Here is a 20,858-nt window from a genome sequence, read left to right on the forward strand (position 1 = left end):
GTAAAAATCTACCACTTACCCGAAGCAACCCATTATGAAAACATTGTTCAACAGCGACAACGGTCCGAGTCCTGTAGAGTACTCGGTATTGGTCACAATTCTGGTCGTCATCTGCTTGACAGGCATTAGCTACGTTCAGAAATCGACACCTCCCTATCTTACCCAAATCCCCGCAACGACAATTCGTTAGTGAATCGGCATCTGTTCCGATTCTAGGGAGCAGGCACAGAATTGTCGGTTATCCGATCGCTACCGCAGGTTATTTCCATAATATTTTGTCACCTTCGCCAGCAATGAAGCATTAGTAGCAGGCAGAATACTCCAGGGAAGCTTAGTTCGTCCATGGAGCGGAAATGCTGATGCCTATCTTTGGTGTGCGGGATAACTTACGACGTGTTGCGAGTATCTTGTGGCTGCTCGTCTTCGCAGTCCTAGTCGGACAAACTGCGCACAGTTCCGATAACGTTCGCTTTCTAGTAAGCGAAACCGAGGCGTTGGCGACTCGCCTCATGTTGATCGAGAACGCTTCGGCGTCGATTCGCATTGCATCATACCAAATCCGCGATGACAACAGCGGAGGTCAGTTGCTTGCAGCTCTCCTATCGGCGGCGGAGCGCGGGGTTATGGTTCGCGTCATGGTAGACGCACATCCCAACAGCAACAATCTCCCAAAGCCATTGATCCGTTTTCTTGTAGAACGCGGAGTCGAGATTCGCGAACGGCCTTTCGATGCACGCTCCAAACTTGAGATCGGTCGACCGCGTTTGCATGACAAACTGTTCGCTGTGGATTCGACCCATCTCATCATGGGTGGTCGCAATCTCGAACAGGATTACTTCGGATTGGGAAATCGTCGGTACATCGATTTTGATGTTCTTGCCAACGGCGAAATCGCCTGCGCAGCAGAACGTTATTTCGATGAGCGTTGGCAGGAACGCGTGACCGCGGTCCCGAGGTTAACTGGGCTCGAACAAGCCAAAATGCTTAAGAAGCAGGTTCATGCCGAATGGAATGGTCAAACCTATTGCACTGTGGTTCCACAGATTGAACAGTGGCTAAACGAACTACGAACAAGCGAGTTGCAAGCCGCCGATCTACCGTGCCGCTTATCAACCGATTTTCGAGATCATCAACCTTGCCATATTGAGTTCCTCCGGGATTACACCAACATGACCAAACAGGCTCCTAACTCCATCTCATCACGAATCCTACAAGAGATAGAATCCGCCCGAAGCAGTTTGATCATCTCCACGCCATACTTTGTAATACCTATTTCTCTTCGCGACGCCTTGATACGGGCTGTCAAACGAGGTGTGTCGGTAACGATCCTCACGAACTCGCTCGAATCGACAGACCAAGTCATCGTACATGCTGAATACGTAAATGTTCGTCGAGCTTTGGTTCGGCACGGTATCATAGTTCGGGAGATGCAAGGTACCAATCCGTTGCACACGAAGCTAATCGTGATTGACGGTTACAAGACAATTGTCGGCAGCCACAATTTAGATATGTTGTCTATGAAGCGAAACTCTGAGGTGGGGTTGCTAGTGACGAGCTCTGAATTTGCCGAAGAGGCTTTACTTTTGTTTAGCTCTCTCACTCAACGCGCAAAGGTAGTCAATCAAACACGGCTCCTGCGCTATGAAGCTCGCGAGAGTCATGCATCCCAGGAAAAAATTTCGCAGTATCAACGACTACGAACGGTTGCTCCGCTTATCAGGCGTTACCTGTAGATCTCGCGTTACTTGTAGATCCCGGCGAGCGATGAATCCCCGAGCGATGAATCCCCCCTTGTAATCCAGGGTAGAAAAGACTCTATCGGTCCCAATGCAAAACCGCAAACATCGCGATCCCTGCATAATGAGTTGCACTCGCAAGAATCACCATAATGTGCCAGATGGGATGGAAGTGTCGTGATTTATGGTCGTTTTGTAGAAAGAGCACACCGAGCGTGTAAATCAAACCACCCAAAAGCATAGTTAGAAAGCAAGTCGTAGAAACGAAAAAGAAAAGGATCATGGCAGGTACCCAGCCGAGCGAAATACACCAAAGTGGATTGAGGACATCATCTCGATTCTTGCTAATGACCTTGGTAAAAAAACCGAGACCAGCTGCGACCCAAACGGCTGACAAGAGTCCTAACCTACTCCAGCCCTCCATGTTGCTCCAGATAAAAGGAGTGAACGTACCCGCGATCAAAGTGTAAATGACTCCTTGATCAAAGAGCCTCATACGAAGTCGATCATTGGGGTTCTTTACGGCATGCGATAGCGTGGAGAACAAGAACATGGCTGACAGGCTGCAGGCGTATAACAGGCAGGCCAAGCAAACTCCTTGATCCTGCTTGGACGCAAGCAGGGTTAGAAAAATGGCAGCCGGAATGCTCAACGCAAATCCAAGGCCATGTATGAATGTATTGACTCTTTCTTCGGCGGCGTACTCAGGTGCCCAGTGTTTCGGCATAGGTTCATCAACGAATGGTGTAATTAGGCCTCCCTGTTGTACGGCGTGCCTATCCTGGGCACACCGGAATTCTACCGTAAGCTTCGCGTCCTTGCTCCCTCAAATTTTTTCACTTCGTTCCATGATTTTCTTATAGAGTTCCCGAATGCGGCGGGTCATGGATTCATGTCGAAATTGGTCAGTGAACCGTCTTGCCCCTTCCTGTCCGTAGCGAGCCCGCAAATCGGCGTGGCACCCCAACTCGATCATTGCACGTGTCAAAGCTGGCACATCTTTAGCCGGCACCAAACAGCCAGTTTTGCCATTGATAACAACCTCTCTGGCCCCATCAACATCGAAACTTATGGCCGGTTTTCCTGATATGAGAGCCTGTGGCAATGCCCGAGCTAGCCCTTCACGAAGTGATGCATGCACGAGCACATCCATTGCACTGATGTACGCTGGAATTTCTGACGGTGCAACCAATCCCGCAAACACAAAACGTCCGTCGAGCGATGTGCCGCGAATCTTGTCCTTGATCGATTCCATTAAAAGTCCGTCCCCCACGAACAGGAACTTTGCCGTGGGAACCGATGCGACCGTTTCCATTGCGGCAGCCACAACGTATTCGTGTCCCTTTAAATGAAACAATCTGGCAATCTTACCAAACACGATATCGTCAGCGGCGAATCCAAGTTTGGCTCGCATCCGTTCCCGATGAATGGAGCTATGCAAAAACGGCTCCACATACATACCGCTCGAGATGGTTGTGAATTTATCAGCCTTTGCCACGCCAGATTGAACCATAAGATCAGTCATAGCGTCGGCGACAGAAATCAAGTGGTGGCAGCGTTTCGCAGCCCATCGTTCACACCAGATAAAAAAACGACGACTTAAGGGATTTTGGAAGGGATGAAACGGAGCGCCATGCACTGTGTGAATGATGCATGGTACCCTCGAGGACCAGCCCGCGGAGCGACCTAGCAGCCCTCCTTTGGCGCTGTGTGTATGGACTACATCGGGCTTCCAGTCTCGAATCAAACGTTTTAGGCTCGATAAAGCTCTCCAGTCATGCCACGGGTGAATGGCTCGAATCAGCGAATCGACTTCGTGTACTGCTAGTCGATTGCTCTGAGATTGCTGGAGCAATTTTCCCTCAGCACCCAACGATGGGCCAGTCACCAAAATGACATCATCCCCGTGTTGATCGATCAGATCCAAGCAGTTGTAGAGGGTATTTTCCTGGGCACCACCTACAATCATGCGAGTGATAATATGCATCACCTTCATAGATGAACCTCGCTTTGCTCTGTCAGGCTCGACTGATCACGGCTCGGCTGATCGCTGACAACGTTAACTTTGTTTGAGTCCTCAGCGCGGAGAGCCTTTCGCTTTAGTGGTCTGGGGATCGATGCGTACCGACTTAGGAGACCTGCTAAAATCAATCCGGCTCCCACCCAAGTCCACCAGCCAGGAGCGACATACTCCGGATCGGACTGGCGAACCAAGTGGACCCAAATAGGGAGTAGCACTGGCTCAAGAAGTGAGATGAGCGCCGCAATGTGGCTGGGCGTGGTCTTTAGTCCATGAGCGAACAGAAAATAAGGCAGACCCATTTGGAAGATACCGAGACAGGCCAATACCCACCAAGCCCCGCCGGACGGCAATGCCATACCGCCAAGAATTACAATCGGACCGACCACCAGAGCGGTTGCTCCGTGGTTGAGCGTAATCAACCATGCTGGATCCTCTTTAGGCATGGCCCGCATCGAAAGAATTACACCGGCATAGGTTATCCCGGAGAGGATGGCTAGAGCCGATGCGTACCAGCGCTGGGTGGCCCGGGCTTCTCCCTGCAAAGATTCCATAAGAAGAATAAAAAGCACTCCAGCCGTGCAAAAGCTCAGCATGAGCCAATCACGAGACGTTGGGCGATCTCCGTAGATCCAAATCGCGCCCAGCATTACCCATGCGGGGGCTAAATACTGCAACCATATCGTGTTGGCGGGAGACCCAACGACAATCGCAGTCAGAAAGCTTATCGTCATGGTCGCAAAACAGACCACCATCGGAATCATGGCCCAACGCCAAGTCACTTTGCGACAAAGTGGGATCAGCAAAAACAATGCAAAAATCGCCCTCCAAAACGCGATGGCAGTCCCCCGTGAATCCTTGTCCCATAGGGCCAATTGCGGCAATTGTGTTAGAAATCCGCTCAGACTCCAAAGAAACGTGGCTGCGACTATGAGCAAGACCCCGTACTTGGTGGGAGATAAACTTTGGCTGCTAATTTCGGGGGCCCTAAACAGTTCTAGAAGTTTCCTGGGGATAATAATCGATTTGGCAAGCAGCAATCATCGCGGCGATCACTTTTTCGACCTGATCAAACCACGCCAGACTACATAATTCAACCAGGAATATGCCGACTCACAACTTACCCTAGGATAGCCGATCAGGCCAACCCCCGCTACGATTGACTCCATTTGCCACCAAACCGAAGACACAATAAAAGCCGTCCCCCGGGCCAACCTTCGCGCTTAATCACCAACCAAAAACCACTATGCAGGAATTCGACTACCAGCTACGGCCACGGATTGTATTCGCAGAGAACGGAATCGATCGGTTGGGAGAACTGACAAGACAAGTTCTGTCTGAGACGGGAGCCAGTTCAAAAAGAATCCTCGTCGTGAGCGATCCAGGTGTCGTTTCGGCTGGGATCTACTCGCGTGGCGCTGACAGCTTGTTCAAGAGTGGCCTAGAAGTCCTCGGGTTTCATGAATTTTCGGAGAATCCTAACACGAGACATGTAGAATTAGGGCTAACTGCTGCAAGGGAGTTTTCCCCGAGCCTCATCGTAGGCTTAGGAGGAGGCTCAAGCATGGATTGTGCAAAAGGTATCAACTTTCTCTTTTCCTGCGGCGGTCGGATGCAGGATTACTGGGGAGTTGGGAAAGCCACTTGTCCCATGCTACCGTTGATTGGTGTCCCCACTACGTCGGGCACGGGAAGTGAGGCACAGTCATTTGCTTTGATAAGCGATGTGGACACGCACGTTAAGATGGCGTGTGGAGACCCCAAGGCATCGTGCCGCATTGCTCTGCTAGATCCGCTGTTGACCAGTACCATGCCGTCGAGAGTTACTGCCTTGACCGGGATCGACGCAATCACGCATACGCTGGAGACGTTTGTTTGCATTAAGAGAAACCCTATGTCTGAGTGTTTTTCCTGGAGCGCTTGGGAGCGATTGGCGGTCGGTTTTTCGCAAGTCATCCAGGATCCGAGCCATGTGATCGGACGCGGTAACATGCAGCTGGGGGCTTGTTTCGCAGGCATGGCGATCGAAGCGTCCATGCTCGGTGCTGCCCACGCGTTAGCGAATCCGTTGACGGCAACTTTGGGAGTAGCCCACGGTCAAGCGGTTGGAATGATGATGCCCCATGTCATTCGATTCAACTCCTCTGTCGTTGGGGATCGCTATCTGCGGTTAGTACGCTTTCTCGATGCTCAGCATGCCAAGGATGAAGAGCAGGCAAGTGACTGGCTGCAAGCTCGAATGAGAGGCTGGCTTGAAGAAGCCGGGCTAGCGACAAGAATAAGAGTTTTGGAGGGCTGGCCAAGCGAGTCGGAAGCAGAAAATCGCTTGCTGGAAACCTTGAGCGAATCAGCAACCAAGCAATGGACAGGGACGTTCAACCCCAGACCCTTGAGTCTAGCCGACTTTCTGGAGCTGTATCGGAACGCTCTGTAGGTACGAGGCCTTAGGCTAGTTCTACAAGAGTGATTTCGTGTTTTACCATCCACTCGAGCCAGCGTTCTTGGTCCTCGGTGAGCTCGATCTCGGCCTTTGATTCAGCATCCAAAGGCGAAACGAGGAAAAAAACGCCATCGTCAAGCCATTCACGCGAGTGCTCGAGCGGAATCCAATACTGATTTTTTCCGCATTGGGGAGCGTTAGGCACATCTGTGGGACTCATAAAGTAGACGATTTCCTTACGAAAACGCTCTGGCATGGCGATGGAGCCTGCTTCGGGACGATCGATTGCGACGATTTGCATGAAAGTTAGGCCAAAACATAGAGGTCAAGTGGACGGGAGGTTCAAGTGATAGGCGTAGCCGTTTCGCACAAAATCGCTTAAACTCTCCCAAAAATAGTGAGGTGCGTGTGGGATTTCGATGCCCCGCATTACACCAAGGTTTCGTTTCTCTTCCCACCCATTAGTGAGTTTTTTGTGGCAACGTACAAGACCAGTGACCTGCGAAAAGGTCTCAAAGTCCAAATCGATGGCGAACCCTACCTGCTGACAAACGTCGACTTCTTTAAGCCAGGTAAAGGAAATGCGCTCTATCGTTGCAAGCTGAAGAATTTGATTCGAAATACGATCTTGGACCGCACACTCAAGGGTGGGGACGAGCTGGAAGCTGCCGATGTCGAGGAAATCGATACGGTTTTTCTCTACAACCAGGCCGGAAGCTTTGTCTTCATGGACAACACCTCGTACGAACAGTACGAACTGACGGCAGAGCAGGTGGATGATTATTGGAAGTACCTTATCGAGCAAATGCCTGTCTCGATGGTGCTTTTCAACGGCAATCCGATCACCATCACCCCGCCTTCACACGTCAATCTCAAAGTAGTCCAGACCGAACCCGGGGTAAAGGGTGACACGGCAACGAACGTGACCAAGCCTGCTAAGGTAGAAACCGGCGGTGAATTCCAGGTACCTGGATTCATCAAAGAGGGGAACGTGATTCGTGTCGATACCCGGACCGGTGACTATGTAGAACGCGTCAGTATGGATTGATGACCGATCTACGCGGTCGCATTTGGCGACGACTCTTCGGATCCAAGAAATTCCTTGTCCCCGCAGCGGTCGCTGTGGGGGCTGCGTGCATTGCTTCTCTCAGCGGCGGGGTTTGGATCTGGGTGGCTATTATTTTTGGACTTCTCGCCATCGGAAGCGTTGCCGTCGAGCTCGCTTCAGGCGCTGAAGGGTTGGAAAAGAAAGCCTTGGAAGAACTAGCAAAAATCCAGCTTGCTAAGGAAGAAGCCCGACTTTCTGAGTTGCAAAATCGACTTCGTACGGACCGGGATCATCGAACCAAAGACAGTTTTGGTCTCGCCAAGCAAGCGAGAGCAGATTTCCATTTCGCCGTAACAAAATCGAATAGTAGTTTTGCGATTTTGCAATTTGGTAAACAATTCGACCAATTGTTTTGGGCAACTATCGAACAGCTCGAGCATTCGGTACAACTGTACGAGCAGGCGGATCGATTGGTCGACGCTCGAAGAGAAAAGATCCTTAAAGAGCGAGAGGCACTGGTTGAGGAAATCAGCCTCGCGGCGGAACGATTGCGCCAGGTTGCAGAAAAAATCCGTACAAAATCAACAAAGGAACGAGATGCCGATATAGGCTCCCTGACGCGAGAACTGGACGAATCCCTAGAAATCGCGAAACGAGTGGACCAGCGCCTAAAGGAGCTGGATAATGGGCCAGATCGAACCGAGTTCTTAAAGCAATAACACCCATCAGCGTCATCCTTTTCCAATTGAGGAGCAATCATTTATGTTCAATGCCATCGGTCGTTTTTTTCGTGCGATCAAATACCTCATCACGGGCAAAGTGGACAACGCCGCCGACGCGATTAGCAAAAACCCCACCGTTATTAAGGCGACCTACGAGAAGGTAATCGAGGAGAAGAAGAGGCGGATCAACGAGTACAAAGATGCTATCAGCTCCATGATCGCGCAAGAAGAAAGCAAAAAGAAACGGCTCCAGGGACTTACGGAAGAAATCGATAAGCTCGAGAAACTCAAGTCCGGTGCTGCAGCTAGGGCCAAAGCGATTGTCGATAAATACAACTGCGACATCGCAGCGGTCAAAGATGATCCTGAGTACAGCAAGTGTCAGTCAGCCTTTAAGGATTTTTCGAGCACACTAGTCGAGAAGCGAGCTAGGGCAACGGAGATTGATGAGGATTTGAAGCAGCTGATCATAAATGTGAATGGTCATAAGACACAGATTCAGTCGTTGATGCGCGATTTGGAAAAGATCAAGGAAGAAAAGCACGATGCTGTAGCGGATATGCTCTCCGCCAAAGAAGAGCGGCAGATTGCTGATATGGTCAATGGAATCTCTAACGATAAAACGACCGAGGAATTGCAGAGACTTCGTGAAATGCGTCAGAAAGCGGTTGCTAACGCGCGAATATCTCGTGAACTGGCAGGGTTCGATGCTAAGAAAGCAGAAAGCGAATTCTTAGAGTATGCCCAGAAAAATGCTTCTGACGATGAATTTGATGCTTTGATCGGCCTATCCGCGAAAAAGGATACCGTGCAACAAACGACGCACGATGCGAGACTTCCAGAATCTTGAGTAGTTATACGTCGCTCGGAATCCACAAAATCCGATCCAGCATAGCCTTGCCAATTCGCTGCCGATTCAGTGTGGTATCTCCCGCTGGGCCGACAATCTGATTGTTGGATATGCTTAAGTCTCGAACTTTGCCGCCTGTTTCGTAAAGCTTGACAATCGGCTGGAAAGGATTAGCAGAATTTGGCTGTACGACAACCGCTAGCTTGTCGTCATCTAACCTGACGAGGCTTCCTATCGGGAACATGGAGAGCGATTTGATCATCGCTCTCAATATGGGACGGTCAATATGCCCAAACGTCATTTGGTGTATTAAGTAGGCCAATGAGTCAGACTCTAGAAACGGTGTTTCGGAAAATAGCGGAGAGCTGAGGGATAGATATATCTCACACATGCTCGTAATTCTTGACTCAATCGACGTTTCCTCTGCTTTTAGACCGTAAGGGAACCCAGTTCCGTCTGCCAATTCATGGGTCTGGCTGACGCAATCGATCAATTGATTATCAAAGGTGTCCAACTGATGAAGGATCCTTCCGCTTTCGACGGGATGATTTCGATACGTCTCGGTTCTAACAACAGAGCCCAATAAGAATTTCTTTTCATCAAACCATTCCGAATGCTTGCCCATCGAAATGTCGGAAAGCATTGAGGTAAGCCCCGTTCGCATGATTACTTCTCTTGCGAGTCCCATCGACGAAGCAATGGTGGTACTCAAGCAGGCGAGGCAAGCAGATCGTTCAGAGATGGCGCGAACTGTTTGAGCGTCTACACTGAGGCTGCGGTGCAGAACGACCGCGAGAAAAGCTGAGGTATCGAGCGCAGCTTGATCAATAAAGGAATCAACGCAATCTACCATCAGTTTGGGCTGGATCCCTTCTCCGTGGATCACCGCTTCAATAGATTTACTCAGTCCCTCGATTCCCTCTTCGAGTTTCGTCGAAATGATCTGGAGTCTCTCAGAATCGAAGAAAGATTCAAAAACCTCGCCGATCTCGCTTTGGGATGACTCACCTCGCACCGTAACCGATGTGACCCCCATCGCCTTTAATCGTTCTAGCAACCGCTCCGTAACAGGCAGGCCTGCTTTGTGAACAATGTTGCCGAAAGGGTCGCGAAGATCGAATGGAAGTGTTGTTCCGATCGCGAGATCCGATGTGAATATTTCGTGGGTAGTATGTGTCATGATTCGCTTACGATCTCATCTTGCAATTGCTCTCCAAAACCGGGGGTCACGGTATAGGGACGACTTACCAGGGTGAAAACCTACCAGGGTGATGAGATAGTGTGGGTTACAGATTAGGGTAGCGAGAATGCATTACTCTGCAAAACCACGTGCGGATTACCACAGGTGCAAACCTTTAGGCTCTTTAACCGTTACAACCGAACCACTAAATGCACTTTATGATCGATGGACTACTCAAAGATGGCCCTTTTGCCTGGGGTGCTTATTTGAGCCGTTAACAAGAAGAGACCGAATTATCGGTAAATCGGGTTTTTCCCCGCGTCGTCGTACACTGGCTAATGAAATATTCTGACTCAGATCCGGTGCTGCCTGCGGCCATTATTCGAGGCCCCTTCGTGCAACAATGAGTCGCTTCAGCCCCGACAGGTCCTTAATGATGGAGGCATCACTCCACTCATTCAAGCTTTCCACGAGCGATAAAGCTCGGTCTGCAATCATGGGGGACAATTCGCAGAGTAACCAGCCACCGGGCTTTAGCTTGCCCGCTCCTTGCATTACCAATTGTTCGATCAGTTCGAGTCCGGTCTCTCCGCTAACCAGTGCCACTTTTGGCTCGTAGTTTTTGACGGTCTTGTCGAGCGTTACAAACTCGCTTTCTGAAACATACGGTGGGTTCGAAACCACAAGGTCCAATGTCCCTGCCTCTATGGAATCGAGAAGATTTCCATGTCTTATATCGATCCGATCTTCTAGTCCATGCAGCGCTACGTTCTCGCGGGCAATGGCGAGTGCACCATCCGAAATGTCTATTGCTGTAACATGTGCACTAGGTAAATGCTTAGCGATAGCGATCGCGACACATCCGCTACCTGTGCAAACATCTGCAATCCAAATCGGGTTCGCTTGACCCGTTTGCTGCATTGCTTTCGCTCGGTCCAAGCATTCCATAACCAAATGCTCGGTTTCGCTCCGCGGAATGAGACACTCTGGCCCCACCTTAAGAGAGATCGAATAAAACTCCTTCTTGCCAACCAGATAGGCGACCGGTTCTCCGGCAGCTCTTCGTTTGATGAGTTCGCGAAACTTAGCCTTTACGTCTTCGGGAGGCTCTTCGTTGAATGCGGTGTAGAGTTCGATGCGTTTGCAATCTCTGGCATGGGCCAGCAGAACTTCGGCGTCCAGTCTTGGAGTGCTTGACCCAGACTTTTTCAAGTGCTCTGTGGTCCACTGCAGCAATCGCATGATGGTCCATGGTTCCGAGTTTGCCGCATTCTGGTTTGTCATCCGTGCTTATCCTTGGTGATTGTCCTGCGTTCCGCTTTAGGCCGTTCTAAGTCTAGCGGCTTAAGTCAGGTCGCCATCGTCACGCAACGTGGACCGTTCGTATTCGATCAATGCTTCCGTTACCGGCTGCATGTAGCCCGCCATGATTTGGTCGAGCTTGTACAACGTTAAATTAATCCGGTGATCGGTCAAGCGATTCTGTGGATAGTTATAGGTTCGGATTCGCTCGCTCCGATCTCCCGATCCAATCAGTGACATCCGTTGATCCGACCTTTGCTTCATTTCCTGCTCGCGCTTCGCCTCGTAGAGTCGAGTCTTCAGAACACGCAAAGCTTTCGCTAGGTTCTTGTGCTGGCTTTTCTCGTCCTGGCACTGAACGACGATCCCTGTTTCCAAGTGGGTTAGTCGTATCGCCGATTCCGTTTTATTGACGTGCTGACCGCCGGGGCCCGACGCGCAGAACTTGTCAAGCCGGTAGTCCTCCGGCTTGATGTCAATTTCAATGTCTTCGGGCTCGGCCATGACGGCAACAGTCGCGGCGGAGGTGTGAACCCTTCCTTGCGTCTCAGTCTCAGGCACTCGCTGCACTCGATGTCCGCCGCTCTCGAATTGCAAATCGCGGTACACACCTTCCCCTTCGAGCCCCATGATGATTTCCTTGAAACCACCGCGCTCGCTGATACTGCTGTCCATGATTTCGATCCGCCAGCCTTTGCTGTCCGCGTATCGCTTGTACATGTCGTAAAGATCGCGAGCAAAAAGAGCGGCTTCTTCGCCACCGGTGCCGGCTCGGATTTCCATCACACACCGAGTCCGGTTCGCGTCCTCCCCACCGATACTCATGTCGAGAAGTTCGTTCCAAATCGTCTCGCGCTCGGCCTTTAACCGGGCCACTTCCTCCTCGGCCATAGATCGTTCGTCAGAATCATGAGAAGCGAGCATGGGCTCTAGCTCTCTCAGCTCCTCCCCCATTCGCTTGTATCTGCCAAATTTGTGCCCTACTTTGGCCAGTCCCCCGTGCTCTCGGAGAATTGTAGCCATTCGATTCGACTCGCTCAGAACCTGAGGGTCGGACATCATGGCTTCGAGTTCTTGAAAGCGTGCGTAGGTTTGTTCGAGTTGATCCCGGATTTTCATAATAACACCAATAGTAAATGCAAAAACCGTCACAGGCCTATCGAGGCAATCTGCGACGGTTTTCGATTTTTGATTGCCAGAGCCAATTTTACCCTCGTGCGAGGAAGCGGCTCAGGCAGCTATTTCTTCTTGGCGGATTTCTTCGCTGGTTGTAGCGAAGCGTAGGTTCCGGCAGCAAACTTGCTTTGGAACTTCTCAATGCGTCCTGCCGTGTCAACAAACTTAAGCTTGCCGGTGTAGAACGGGTGGCAGACATTACAAATGTCGACCCTGAGCTCTTTCCGTGTGCTTCGAGTCACAAAACTGTTTCCACAACCACAGGTTACAGTGGTGGATTGATAGTTTGGATGAATTCCGTCTTTCATAGCATAACCAGAAAAAATTATTGGATTTCGATCGGAAGCCACCTCTTCGATGAGGCGCTCTCCTGCACGTTGTGACCCGATGGGCCGCAGATTATAACGCCGGCCGGGATGTCGTGTTAGCCCAAATCTCGGCATTTTTCCCCGGCAGTAAGGCTTGTTTTTTCCCAATTCCCAGCTTTTCGGCTGGAACGGTTAGAAAATCACCTCTGAGGATGTGATTTCCCGTGCCGTAATCCACTTAGGCAACCTTTCTGGTTACACTAGTCGGGGGACAATGCCCTATTTCTCTAAATCTTTACGCCTAGTATGGGCCGCCTATGATTCCCATCTCCACCGACGCCCCACTCTACCACTACCCAATCGCTACCGTCACCATCATGGTCCTCAACGTGCTGGTTTTCCTGGGGGTGGGACTAAATCCCGAAATCGAAATTGTCGAACGAGAATCCTCGAAACATCGCTCCTCACAGACGAGTCCACACGACCAGTCCGAGCAACCCAAGGGCTGGAATGACGTTCTACGGGACGAGGAATCGGGCCAGCAAAGATCAGACGGGCCTGGTGATTTTAACGATGCCGATGACGAGTTCTTTTTTGACCCTGAACGTTCTACCGTTCGAACTGGCTTCCTTCATCGCAATCTATGTTTGCAGTTCGGAACGTTCAAACCGTGGCAATGGGTGACCTGCAACTTTATGCACGCCGACTGGTTTCACCTGATAGGAAACTTGATTTTCCTCTGGGCTTTCGGGATCATTGTGGAAGGAAAGGTCGGATGGCTCGTTTTTTTGGGGATCTACCTGGGGGTGGGGGCTCTCTTCGGATTCTTCCTGCAAATGAGTACTCTTATCTTCGGCATGAATGAAGGGGTGGCCCTCGGAGCCTCGGCTGCCATCTTTGGGCTTCTTGCCATTTGTGTCGCATGGGCACCAGCTAACGAATTTGAAACCCTGTTTTTCGGGATTCGCGGTGGTACAGTCGAGCTTAGCATATTGACCTACGGTGCATTTTTCTTTGCTAAAGAAGTTATTTTCCTTGGGCTCCAAGGCTTTCGCATGAGCTCTGAGTTGTTGCACATCATGGGCTTCCTCGTGGCGTTTCCCGTTGGTTTGTGGATGGTGAAAGCTGGGCATGTGGATTGCGAGGGCTGGGATTTGTTCTCTTACCTCCAAGGAAATACCGGCAAGGACTCGAAAGTCGTCAAGCAAACCGAGCGACTCAAGCGAGAGAAACGACAGCAGCAAAAGCAGCTTGCCGCCACAGCCTCTCCGCCCCAACAAACCAATGTCGCACAATTTCAATCCCAGGTCGCAGAGGCATTGGATCGTGGAGAATTCGAGTTGGCACACCGGCTTCATCTAAAGCTGGCAGCCAACAATCCGTCCATTCAATGGAAACAAGACGAACTGCACCAGATCATATCAGGCTATCTAAAATCCAAACGCTACAACGAGGCTGCGGATTTGATTCAGGTGTATCTCGAACGATTCGATCACGACAGCTTTGCCATGCAAGTAGCCTTGCTCCGTATCTGGCTTAGTCAGCAAAGACCTCGCAAAGTACTAAAGTACGTCAAAGGCATGAACGTCGCTTTCCTCGGTCCAGAGCACACCGCGAAACTAAAACCGATTGTCGAGCATGCCAAAAAGTTAATCGAGTCGGGTGTGGTAGAACTCCACGACTAGCGGGGTGAGGACTTGCTTTCGGGGGCGGTGGCCGGAATCTTTAGGGACGTGAGCTTGTACCAAACTTCACTGCCGTGATCGGTCAGCATGAGTCGCCCCTTGCGATTGGCGCAAAACCCTTCGACATCATGGAACTTGCTCTGTGCAAGTCGATCGTTCCATTCGTCGCTGCCTACCATTGCGGAAACGATCAAGGCACCATTCAGCCAATGCTCAATCTTATCTCCGTCAACTACGATTCGGGACTGATTCCACTCTCCAACTGGTCGAAGACGCTTAGACATATTCGGCTCGTATAGATCGTAAAGGGAACCGGTGGAGTTCTTCGGGGAAACAGGATGCGTTCCGTCGTCATCGTAGATTTGGTACTCAAGACCTAATACGCGATCTTCGTAATGCTGCACCATAAACTTGATACCACTGTTGCCGTTTTTAGCAATCTTCCACTCGAATTCGAGATCGAAATCTAGGTATTCCTCTTTGGTCACGATGTGGCCCGACCGTCCCTCTTTCATCGAGAGGAAGATAACGGTGTCGCCAAACTCCCAGCCGCTCTTCGGTGGAGATCCGTCGATCATCATCCATGCATCCGTGGAGTGAAGCTCGCTTGCATCAGCGGTATCAGCCCCCCCTGAAGGATTGGAGGCGGCGGCCCCGAATATTACCAACCATACGGTAATGCAAAACACCGAGCCTGCTGCGCGGACCCGGTGTATGTGACAGTCTTTCTGCTCCCGCCAGTTCAACATGGGGATCGATCTCTATACGAGTTCTTGGTGCTTAACGCCTGATGGTCACTTGGGAACCACTGGATAGCATACCAAAAACGTCAGCCACATCCTTAGGGGAAAGGCTTATACAGCCCAAGTTTTCATTGGCACCGCTGGTCGAGCCATGAATGCTGAGCTGGTTGCCTAGATCGATCCAGAACCCGCCATACGGATTGTTGGCATCGGTAGCCATGATTGGCGTGCTAGACCCATAATAATTCTTGTTTCTGTCTTTGGAAACGACCGAGTAGCTGCCGGGTTGTGGATTGGGGTCTTTACCTACAGAGACCGGGAATCGGCTTGCATACAGTTCACCTAAGAAGAGGGTCAGTTCTTTGCGGTTCAAGTCGACCTCTGCTCGAAAAGGCCCTGGCAAAACCTTTAGTTTTGTGCCGTTATTGACAACCGCCCCCTGATCCAAGCCGTTGATACTTGCTAGAACCTCGACAGGAATCTGATAACGCTTTGCAATCCCATCTAGTGTCTCACCTGCTGCGGTGAAATAAGGTAGATCAAGGTAGTGCTCACGAGAGTAAATGACTTCGGCAGCCAGCGCATCCAACAAATCGACTAGATCGGTGCGTTGCGCCTCGTCGAGATCTGCTGAGTTGTAGAAGACGCTGAGGGTGGCCAGCGCCTCTTTGAGTTGCCCCTTGCCCGCTTGCTCTAACGCAACCGCTTTCGCGTTGCTGTAGGATTTGCTGGGGCGTACCGGTGCGGATTGTGCGGTGCTGCCTGAAGAGGTGTTGGCTTCAGGAAGCTTGGGTAGTAGGTCGGTCGATGGCAACGATACCGATCCAGGCAAACTGGAAGCTGCATTCAAGCTGGGGCTTTCGGCTGCGAGGTTCGCTGCTGGCTGACTCTTTGGGGCGGTCGGTATGGCGAGGCCAAAGTCGGGTGTGTCGGTGCTTGCGACGTCACTAACAGAGGCTGTTTCAGGGAGTTTTGGAGAACTGGATCCCGCGAATGCTCCGGGTAGGGGGGACAATGTGTCTGATGCTCCAGGAAGCGAGGGGGCAGTTTCTGATGACGGTGGGAGCGAACCTGAGCTCACAATCGGAGGAAGCGGCGGCAGTGGCGGCAAGTCGGACGCTTCCAACGTTGGTAGAGTGCCGGCTGCAGGATTGCTAGAAGCATTGCTGGCAGTCTGCGACTCAATAGCGGCTGGTAAAGTGGGGAGGGACGGAGGAGTAACCCCTGCATTGCTAGCCACAGGTTGAGCATTAAACCCAGCTGCGGGTTTCGACTGAAACTGCGCCCAGGGATCGTCAGTTGCTGATGGTGTCAATGAGCTTGGCGGCATCGAGCTCGATACGAACGGCCCAGTTACGCCACCGATGTCTGGGGTATTGGTATCCAAATCCACCATGCTCGCGAACTCGGGATTCAACTCTGTGTTGCTTCCGTTGATGGCTACGAACGCGCCGTAAATCACAAATAACAAAAGCACAACGACTAAGGCAGTCTTCAAGGTTTGCACTGCTAGGCCTCCTGACCATGCGAATCAATAAATACGACCACCAAACATCCTGTTTGACGACCTTGATTAACCGCCGGAATGCTAGAAACTAGCTTTCCGGTACGTCAACCTCAATATGCCCTGCATTGTCTCGAATCTGATAAGTTTTTAGCATGTGCTTTTTTGTAGCTGCATTGCAACCAGTGGCCAATTCATACTGCCAACCGTGCCATGGACATGTAACCACCCCATCCCGAACGCACCCCTTAGCGATTGGACCTCCCTGGTGCATACAGACGCCATCCACTGCAAACAGTTGCCCATCGCTTCTAAAGATCGCTACGATCTCCCCATTCAGCAACTCTTCTCGTGCTTGCCCATCCGTCAACTCTGCCGAAGCACAAATTTGTTTCCAAACCATTTCGCTATAACTCAATCGTTGAATAAGTGTTGCTTGTGAACGAAAGACTCCTGCCCCGCAGTTCTGTTCCCTATAGTAAACCGAATCTCGTTTACGAATCAACTTGGGCAGCGATTTGGGTTACAATTCGACCGGGTCAATGTCCATATCCTGGTAGACATTCACTCCCTTGTTCTCTCCAAATCCACTCAATATAAACGACGAAACTAGTTATGCGACCGATCACGAAGCTGTTGGCAGCCAATCGTAGCGAAATTGCAACTCGAATCTTTCGAAGCGCTCACGAAATCAAAGTCCGAACCGTCGCTATCTACTCACACGAGGATCGATTCGCTCTCCATCGTTTTAAAGCGGATGAGGCTTACCAGATCGGACGCCCCGGCGAACCGATTCGATCCTACCTCGATATCGATGGTATCGTGCGCCTGTGCGTGGAGTACGGCATCGATGCCGTTCACCCAGGCTACGGATTCTTGTCCGAGAACGCTGATTTTGCACGTGCACTTGAACAAGCCGGTATTACGTTTGTTGGCCCCAGTGTGCGAGCCCTCGAGTTGCTAGGTGACAAGGTGGCAGCACGAGCCATCGCCAAAAAAGTCGGTGTGCCGGTTCTCGAAGGCTCTGCTCATGCCGTCACATCTCTCGACGAGGCGATGGAGACCGCAAAGAAGATGGGCTATCCTGTCATGCTCAAAGCCTCCAAAGGTGGCGGCGGACGAGGAATGCGAGTCGTTGAATCCGAAAAAGATCTCGCCATCAACCTCGAACAAGCACAAAGAGAAGCTAAGAACGCGTTCGGTAGCGACGAAGTTTTTATCGAGAAACTAGTGGCCAAAGCTCGCCACCTTGAGGTGCAGATTCTTGGCGATCAACACGGCAATCTCATCCATCTCCACGAGCGAGACTGCTCGGTACAACGCCGTCATCAAAAAGTTGTTGAACTAGCACCTGCACCGAACTTGGATCCCAAGGTGGCGGCGGAGTTGCACGAAGCAGCGCTGGCGATCGGTCGCGAAGTGGGGTATCACTGTGCTGGCACGGTAGAGTTTCTGTACGACACGGATACGAACAAGTTTTACTTTATCGAGGTCAACCCTCGCATCCAAGTAGAACATACCGTTACCGAAGAAGTGACCGGGATCGATTTGGTCCGCGCCCAGATTTTGGTAGCACAAGGTGAGAAGCTCGGCAATGATGCATTGGGTTTGCCGCTTCAGAAAAACGTTCAGGTCATGGGTGCTGCCATTCAATGCCGCGTCACGACCGAGGACCCTGCCAATCAGTTTCGACCTGACTACGGCCGCATCACGCACTACCGCAGTGCTGGTGGCTTGGGGATTCGGCTCGATGCGGGAAGCGCCTTCAGCGGGGCGGTGGTTAATCCGTTCTACGATTCAATGCTCGTCAAGGTTACCGCTCGCGGACGCAATCTAGGGGAAGCGGCTGCTCGCATGGAACGTTCCCTCCAAGAGTTCCGAATTCGGGGTGTAAAAACGAACATTCCATTCCTGATCTCCTTGATCACCCACCCAACATTTTTGGCGGGCGATGCGACGACTCGGATGATCGACAAAACCCCTGAGTTGTTCCAAATGACCGAACGCCGGGATCGCGCGACCAAACTGTTGAGCTACATCGCCGATACCATCGTCAATGGTAACCAAATGATTGGGACCAATATCAAAACGATCCGCCGTGATCCTGCCCCTGCCCCAAAACTGGATGTTCGAAAACCAATTCCCGAAGGCTATCGCAACCAGTTCTTAAAGCTTGGGGCGAAAGGGTTTTGTGACTCGATTCGTGGCTCAAAAGAATTGCTCCTCACCGATACCACGATGAGAGATGCCCATCAGTCGTTGCTGGCAACGAGACTCCGAACCTATGACTTGCTGCAAATTGCAGACGCCTATTCGCGGATGGCTTCGAAACTCTTTTCGATTGAGATGTGGGGTGGTGCTACCTTTGATACGTCGATGCGTTTCCTCTCCGAATGCCCTTGGAGTCGGCTCGCAGAACTCAGGCAAGCAATTCCAAACATTCTCTTTCAAATGCTTCTCCGGGCATCGAATGCAGTCGGGTACACCAACTATCCAGACAATGTCGTCAAATTGTTCGTTAAAGAGGCAGCTGATGCCGGAGTCGATGTTTTCCGTGTATTCGATGCGCTAAACTGGACAGAGAACATGCGCGTCGCCATGGATGCGGTCCTCGAATCGGGCATGATCTGCGAAGCCGCGATCTGCTACACAGGAGATATTATCAACCCAACTCGGACCAAGTATTCTTTAGGCTACTATGTGGATCTGGCAAAGCAATTGGAAAAAATGGGGGCTCATATCTTGGCGATCAAAGATATGGCGGGGCTCTGCAAGCCAGCTGCGGCTCGTAAACTAGTCGCTGTACTGAAGCAGGAGATCGGCATACCGATCCATTTCCACACGCACGATACGGCGGGCATACAAGCGTCGTCAATCTTGAATGCTGCCGAAGAAGGGCTAGAGATTGCGGACGGGGCATTTGCTTCCATGTCAGGCGGAACGTCGCAAGTCAATCTCAACACGTTGGTTGAAGCCATTCGGTTCTCGCCTCGAGAAAGCCAGCTAGATACCGACACTTTGACGCAGATCTCTGAGTATTGGAAGGCTGCTCGCCAGTATTACGCTCCGTTCGAGAGTGAATCGCTCGTCGCCGGTGGAGATCTCTATCAACATGAAATGCCTGGTGGACAATACACCAATCTTTATCAACAAGCGAAAGCACTGGGCTTGGCCGATCAATGGGCCGAGGTTTGCAAGAAGTACGCCGATGCAAACCAACTGCTGGGAGACATCGTTAAGGTGACACCAACCAGTAAAGCGGTAGGGGACCTGGCATTGTTCATGGTTGCAAACCAGTTGTCCTCCGAGGATATCGCCGAGAATCGACGCGAGATTGCATACCCTGCTTCCGTAATCGACCTGGTTGGTGGCAATATGGGGCAACCACCCGGAGGATTCCCAGAGGCAGTCAAAAAGGCGATTCTTAAGGATCGCGTGGAACTGACCGAACGTCCCGGCGAGAGTTTGCCGCCGATCGATTTCGAGGAGGTCAAAGAAACCCTTCACCGCAAGCACAAGATTGAACCGACCATGAAAGATGTCGTGACCTCGGCTCTTTATCCTAAGGTCTTCGACGACTTCCTGAAGCAGTGTGCTGTGTATGGCGATTTGTCGATTCTACCCTCCCCCATTTTCTTTTACGGTCCCGAGGTCGCCGAGGAATTCTCGATCGATATCGAAACAGGCAAACGCTTGATCGTGAAGTATTTGACTGTGGGGGATCCTCGCCCCGATGGAACTCGCGTCGTCTTTTTTGAACTTAACGGTCAACCCCGCGAAATCGAGGTTCTCGACAAATCGATCGAGGGGGAAACCTCATCCCGAGTTAAAGCTGATCCGGCGGATCCGACTCATGTTGCCTCCGGAATGCCTGGTATGGTGATCGGTGTTACGATCACCGTGGGGGACAAGGTTAAGAAAGGACAAAAACTATTGGCTTTGGAAGCCATGAAGATGGAGACGGTAGTAACCGCTGAGCGGGACGGCGAAATCACGCAGCTACATGTGAAATCTGGAAGCCAAGTGGAAACCGGAGATTTGCTTCTGGTACTCAAGTAGCTTTTTTGTGTAAACTATCAAATGACGAAACAGGCAGGGTGTGGTGCCTTGCCGATTGTTAGTTTTAGGCTGTCTAATAAGGTTA

At 51.2% G+C, this 20,858-nt stretch carries 19 protein-coding genes; 8 read left to right on the plus strand and 11 right to left on the minus strand.

All coding sequences use genetic code 11. From position 1 onward, the window contains the following. Positions 1-34 precede the first annotated feature (34 nt). Both SH449x_RS26630 and SH449x_RS26635 read left to right on the plus strand, forming a co-directional pair. The gene (locus SH449x_RS26630) at positions 35-190 is read left to right on the plus strand and encodes a hypothetical protein (RefSeq protein ID WP_482379117.1); all 156 of its coding nucleotides are present in this window, start codon (positions 35-37) and stop codon (positions 188-190) included. A 163-nt stretch (positions 191-353) separates the two neighbouring features. Continuing rightward, positions 354-1,733 carry a phospholipase D-like domain-containing protein gene (locus SH449x_RS26635; protein WP_482379118.1) on the plus strand — a complete coding sequence of 460 codons (1,380 nt, stop codon included), beginning with the start codon at positions 354-356 and terminating at the stop codon, positions 1,731-1,733. An 82-nt stretch (positions 1,734-1,815) separates the two neighbouring features. Here the strand turns inward: SH449x_RS26635 and trhA are convergent, their stop codons facing one another. From trhA to SH449x_RS26650, 3 genes are all read right to left on the minus strand, one after another. Beyond that, positions 1,816-2,463 carry a PAQR family membrane homeostasis protein TrhA gene (trhA, locus tag SH449x_RS26640; RefSeq protein ID WP_482379119.1) on the minus strand — a complete coding sequence of 216 codons (648 nt, stop codon included), beginning with the start codon at positions 2,461-2,463 and terminating at the stop codon, positions 1,816-1,818. A 99-nt stretch (positions 2,464-2,562) separates the two neighbouring features. Continuing rightward, positions 2,563-3,732: a glycosyltransferase family 4 protein gene (locus SH449x_RS26645; RefSeq protein ID WP_482379120.1), complete on the minus strand. Its 1,170-nt coding sequence runs from the start codon at positions 3,730-3,732 to the stop codon at positions 2,563-2,565. Beyond that, entirely contained in the window at positions 3,729-4,796 is a 1,068-nt protein-coding gene (locus SH449x_RS26650) for a DMT family transporter (RefSeq protein WP_482379121.1), read from the minus strand. Before SH449x_RS26650 ends, SH449x_RS26645 begins: the two co-directional genes overlap by 4 nt. A gap of 206 nt (positions 4,797-5,002) precedes the next feature. On the opposite strand from SH449x_RS26650, the gene SH449x_RS26655 reads away from it, so the two are divergent. Continuing rightward, a complete protein-coding gene (locus tag SH449x_RS26655; RefSeq protein ID WP_482379122.1) occupies positions 5,003-6,190 on the plus strand; it encodes an iron-containing alcohol dehydrogenase in 1,188 nt (395 codons plus the stop codon). A 10-nt stretch (positions 6,191-6,200) separates the two neighbouring features. Here SH449x_RS26655 and SH449x_RS26660 read toward each other — a convergent pair whose 3' ends face one another. After that, complete coding sequence (locus tag SH449x_RS26660) at positions 6,201-6,497, minus strand: hypothetical protein (RefSeq protein WP_482379123.1); 297 nt, start codon at positions 6,495-6,497, stop codon at positions 6,201-6,203. Between the two features lie 174 nt (positions 6,498-6,671). Here SH449x_RS26660 and efp point away from each other — a divergent pair, with 174 nt between their 5' ends. Genes efp through SH449x_RS26675 form a run of 3 tightly spaced genes read left to right on the plus strand, consistent with a single transcriptional unit; the run spans position 6,672 to position 8,816 of the window. Next, the gene (gene efp / locus SH449x_RS26665) at positions 6,672-7,244 is read left to right on the plus strand and encodes an elongation factor P (protein ID WP_482379124.1); all 573 of its coding nucleotides are present in this window, start codon (positions 6,672-6,674) and stop codon (positions 7,242-7,244) included. Further along, positions 7,244-7,963: a hypothetical protein gene (locus SH449x_RS26670; protein ID WP_482379125.1), complete on the plus strand. Its 720-nt coding sequence runs from the start codon at positions 7,244-7,246 to the stop codon at positions 7,961-7,963. The genes efp and SH449x_RS26670 overlap by 1 nt, the downstream gene beginning before the upstream one ends. Before the next feature lie 43 nt (positions 7,964-8,006). Then, the gene (locus SH449x_RS26675) at positions 8,007-8,816 is read left to right on the plus strand and encodes a PspA/IM30 family protein (RefSeq protein ID WP_482379126.1); all 810 of its coding nucleotides are present in this window, start codon (positions 8,007-8,009) and stop codon (positions 8,814-8,816) included. A gap of 4 nt (positions 8,817-8,820) precedes the next feature. Here the strand turns inward: SH449x_RS26675 and SH449x_RS26680 are convergent, their stop codons facing one another. The 4 genes from SH449x_RS26680 to rpmE all read right to left on the minus strand — a co-directional run bounded on the left by SH449x_RS26680 (position 8,821) and on the right by rpmE (position 12,782). Further along, positions 8,821-9,996 carry an HD-GYP domain-containing protein gene (locus SH449x_RS26680; RefSeq protein ID WP_482379127.1) on the minus strand — a complete coding sequence of 392 codons (1,176 nt, stop codon included), beginning with the start codon at positions 9,994-9,996 and terminating at the stop codon, positions 8,821-8,823. 378 nt (positions 9,997-10,374) lie between these two features. Then, positions 10,375-11,280 (minus strand): peptide chain release factor N(5)-glutamine methyltransferase, encoded by a 906-nt coding sequence (gene prmC / locus SH449x_RS26685; protein ID WP_482379128.1) that lies wholly within the window; start codon positions 11,278-11,280, stop codon positions 10,375-10,377. 60 nt (positions 11,281-11,340) lie between these two features. After that, complete coding sequence (gene prfA, locus SH449x_RS26690; RefSeq protein WP_482379129.1) at positions 11,341-12,417, minus strand: peptide chain release factor 1; 1,077 nt, start codon at positions 12,415-12,417, stop codon at positions 11,341-11,343. Positions 12,418-12,536: 119 nt separating this feature from the next. Then, on the minus strand, positions 12,537-12,782 hold the full coding sequence (rpmE, locus tag SH449x_RS26695; protein WP_482379130.1) for a 50S ribosomal protein L31: 246 nt from the start codon (positions 12,780-12,782) through the stop codon (positions 12,537-12,539). 317 nt (positions 12,783-13,099) lie between these two features. Here rpmE and SH449x_RS26700 point away from each other — a divergent pair, with 317 nt between their 5' ends. Further along, positions 13,100-14,467, plus strand: a complete 1,368-nt coding sequence (locus SH449x_RS26700; RefSeq protein WP_482379131.1) for a rhomboid family intramembrane serine protease — start codon at positions 13,100-13,102, stop codon at positions 14,465-14,467. Here the strand turns inward: SH449x_RS26700 and SH449x_RS26705 are convergent. The 3 genes from SH449x_RS26705 to SH449x_RS26715 form a co-directional block, all read right to left on the minus strand. Then, positions 14,464-15,216: a 3-keto-disaccharide hydrolase gene (locus SH449x_RS26705; protein ID WP_482379132.1), complete on the minus strand. Its 753-nt coding sequence runs from the start codon at positions 15,214-15,216 to the stop codon at positions 14,464-14,466. The genes SH449x_RS26700 and SH449x_RS26705 overlap by 4 nt on opposite strands. Positions 15,217-15,247: 31 nt before the next feature. Continuing rightward, a complete protein-coding gene (locus tag SH449x_RS26710) occupies positions 15,248-16,717 on the minus strand; it encodes a L,D-transpeptidase family protein (RefSeq protein ID WP_482379133.1) in 1,470 nt (489 codons plus the stop codon). Between the two features lie 88 nt (positions 16,718-16,805). Further along, on the minus strand, positions 16,806-17,117 hold the full coding sequence (locus tag SH449x_RS26715; RefSeq protein ID WP_482379134.1) for a Rieske (2Fe-2S) protein: 312 nt from the start codon (positions 17,115-17,117) through the stop codon (positions 16,806-16,808). A 212-nt stretch (positions 17,118-17,329) separates the two neighbouring features. On the opposite strand from SH449x_RS26715, the gene SH449x_RS26720 reads away from it, so the two are divergent. Next, positions 17,330-20,773, plus strand: a complete 3,444-nt coding sequence (locus SH449x_RS26720; RefSeq protein ID WP_482379135.1) for a pyruvate carboxylase — start codon at positions 17,330-17,332, stop codon at positions 20,771-20,773. The last annotated feature ends 85 nt before the right edge of the window (positions 20,774-20,858 follow it).

Source organism: Brakhagea baltica (assembly GCF_052161605.1).
Taxonomy (GTDB): domain Bacteria; phylum Planctomycetota; class Planctomycetia; order Pirellulales; family Pirellulaceae; genus JBKCUI01.

Excerpts from the sequence above, each read along its gene's own strand:
- rpmE (WP_482379130.1), bottom strand. The coding sequence starts at position 12,782 with ATGAAAGACGGAATTCATCCAAACTATCAATCCACCACTGTAACCTGT.
- SH449x_RS26645 (WP_482379120.1), bottom strand. The coding sequence starts at position 3,732 with ATGAAGGTGATGCATATTATCACTCGCATGATTGTAGGTGGTGCCCAG.
- trhA (WP_482379119.1), bottom strand. The coding sequence starts at position 2,463 with ATGCCGAAACACTGGGCACCTGAGTACGCCGCCGAAGAAAGAGTCAAT.
- SH449x_RS26700 (WP_482379131.1), top strand. The coding sequence starts at position 13,100 with ATGATTCCCATCTCCACCGACGCCCCACTCTACCACTACCCAATCGCT.
- SH449x_RS26680 (WP_482379127.1), bottom strand. The coding sequence starts at position 9,996 with ATGACACATACTACCCACGAAATATTCACATCGGATCTCGCGATCGGA.
- SH449x_RS26630 (WP_482379117.1), top strand. The coding sequence starts at position 35 with ATGAAAACATTGTTCAACAGCGACAACGGTCCGAGTCCTGTAGAGTAC.
- SH449x_RS26675 (WP_482379126.1), top strand. The coding sequence starts at position 8,007 with ATGTTCAATGCCATCGGTCGTTTTTTTCGTGCGATCAAATACCTCATC.
- SH449x_RS26660 (WP_482379123.1), bottom strand. The coding sequence starts at position 6,497 with ATGCAAATCGTCGCAATCGATCGTCCCGAAGCAGGCTCCATCGCCATG.
- SH449x_RS26670 (WP_482379125.1), top strand. The coding sequence starts at position 7,244 with ATGACCGATCTACGCGGTCGCATTTGGCGACGACTCTTCGGATCCAAG.
- SH449x_RS26635 (WP_482379118.1), top strand. The coding sequence starts at position 354 with ATGCTGATGCCTATCTTTGGTGTGCGGGATAACTTACGACGTGTTGCG.
- SH449x_RS26655 (WP_482379122.1), top strand. The coding sequence starts at position 5,003 with ATGCAGGAATTCGACTACCAGCTACGGCCACGGATTGTATTCGCAGAG.
- SH449x_RS26720 (WP_482379135.1), top strand. The coding sequence starts at position 17,330 with ATGCGACCGATCACGAAGCTGTTGGCAGCCAATCGTAGCGAAATTGCA.
- SH449x_RS26705 (WP_482379132.1), bottom strand. The coding sequence starts at position 15,216 with ATGTTGAACTGGCGGGAGCAGAAAGACTGTCACATACACCGGGTCCGC.
- SH449x_RS26715 (WP_482379134.1), bottom strand. The coding sequence starts at position 17,117 with ATGGTTTGGAAACAAATTTGTGCTTCGGCAGAGTTGACGGATGGGCAA.
- prmC (WP_482379128.1), bottom strand. The coding sequence starts at position 11,280 with ATGACAAACCAGAATGCGGCAAACTCGGAACCATGGACCATCATGCGA.
- prfA (WP_482379129.1), bottom strand. The coding sequence starts at position 12,417 with ATGAAAATCCGGGATCAACTCGAACAAACCTACGCACGCTTTCAAGAA.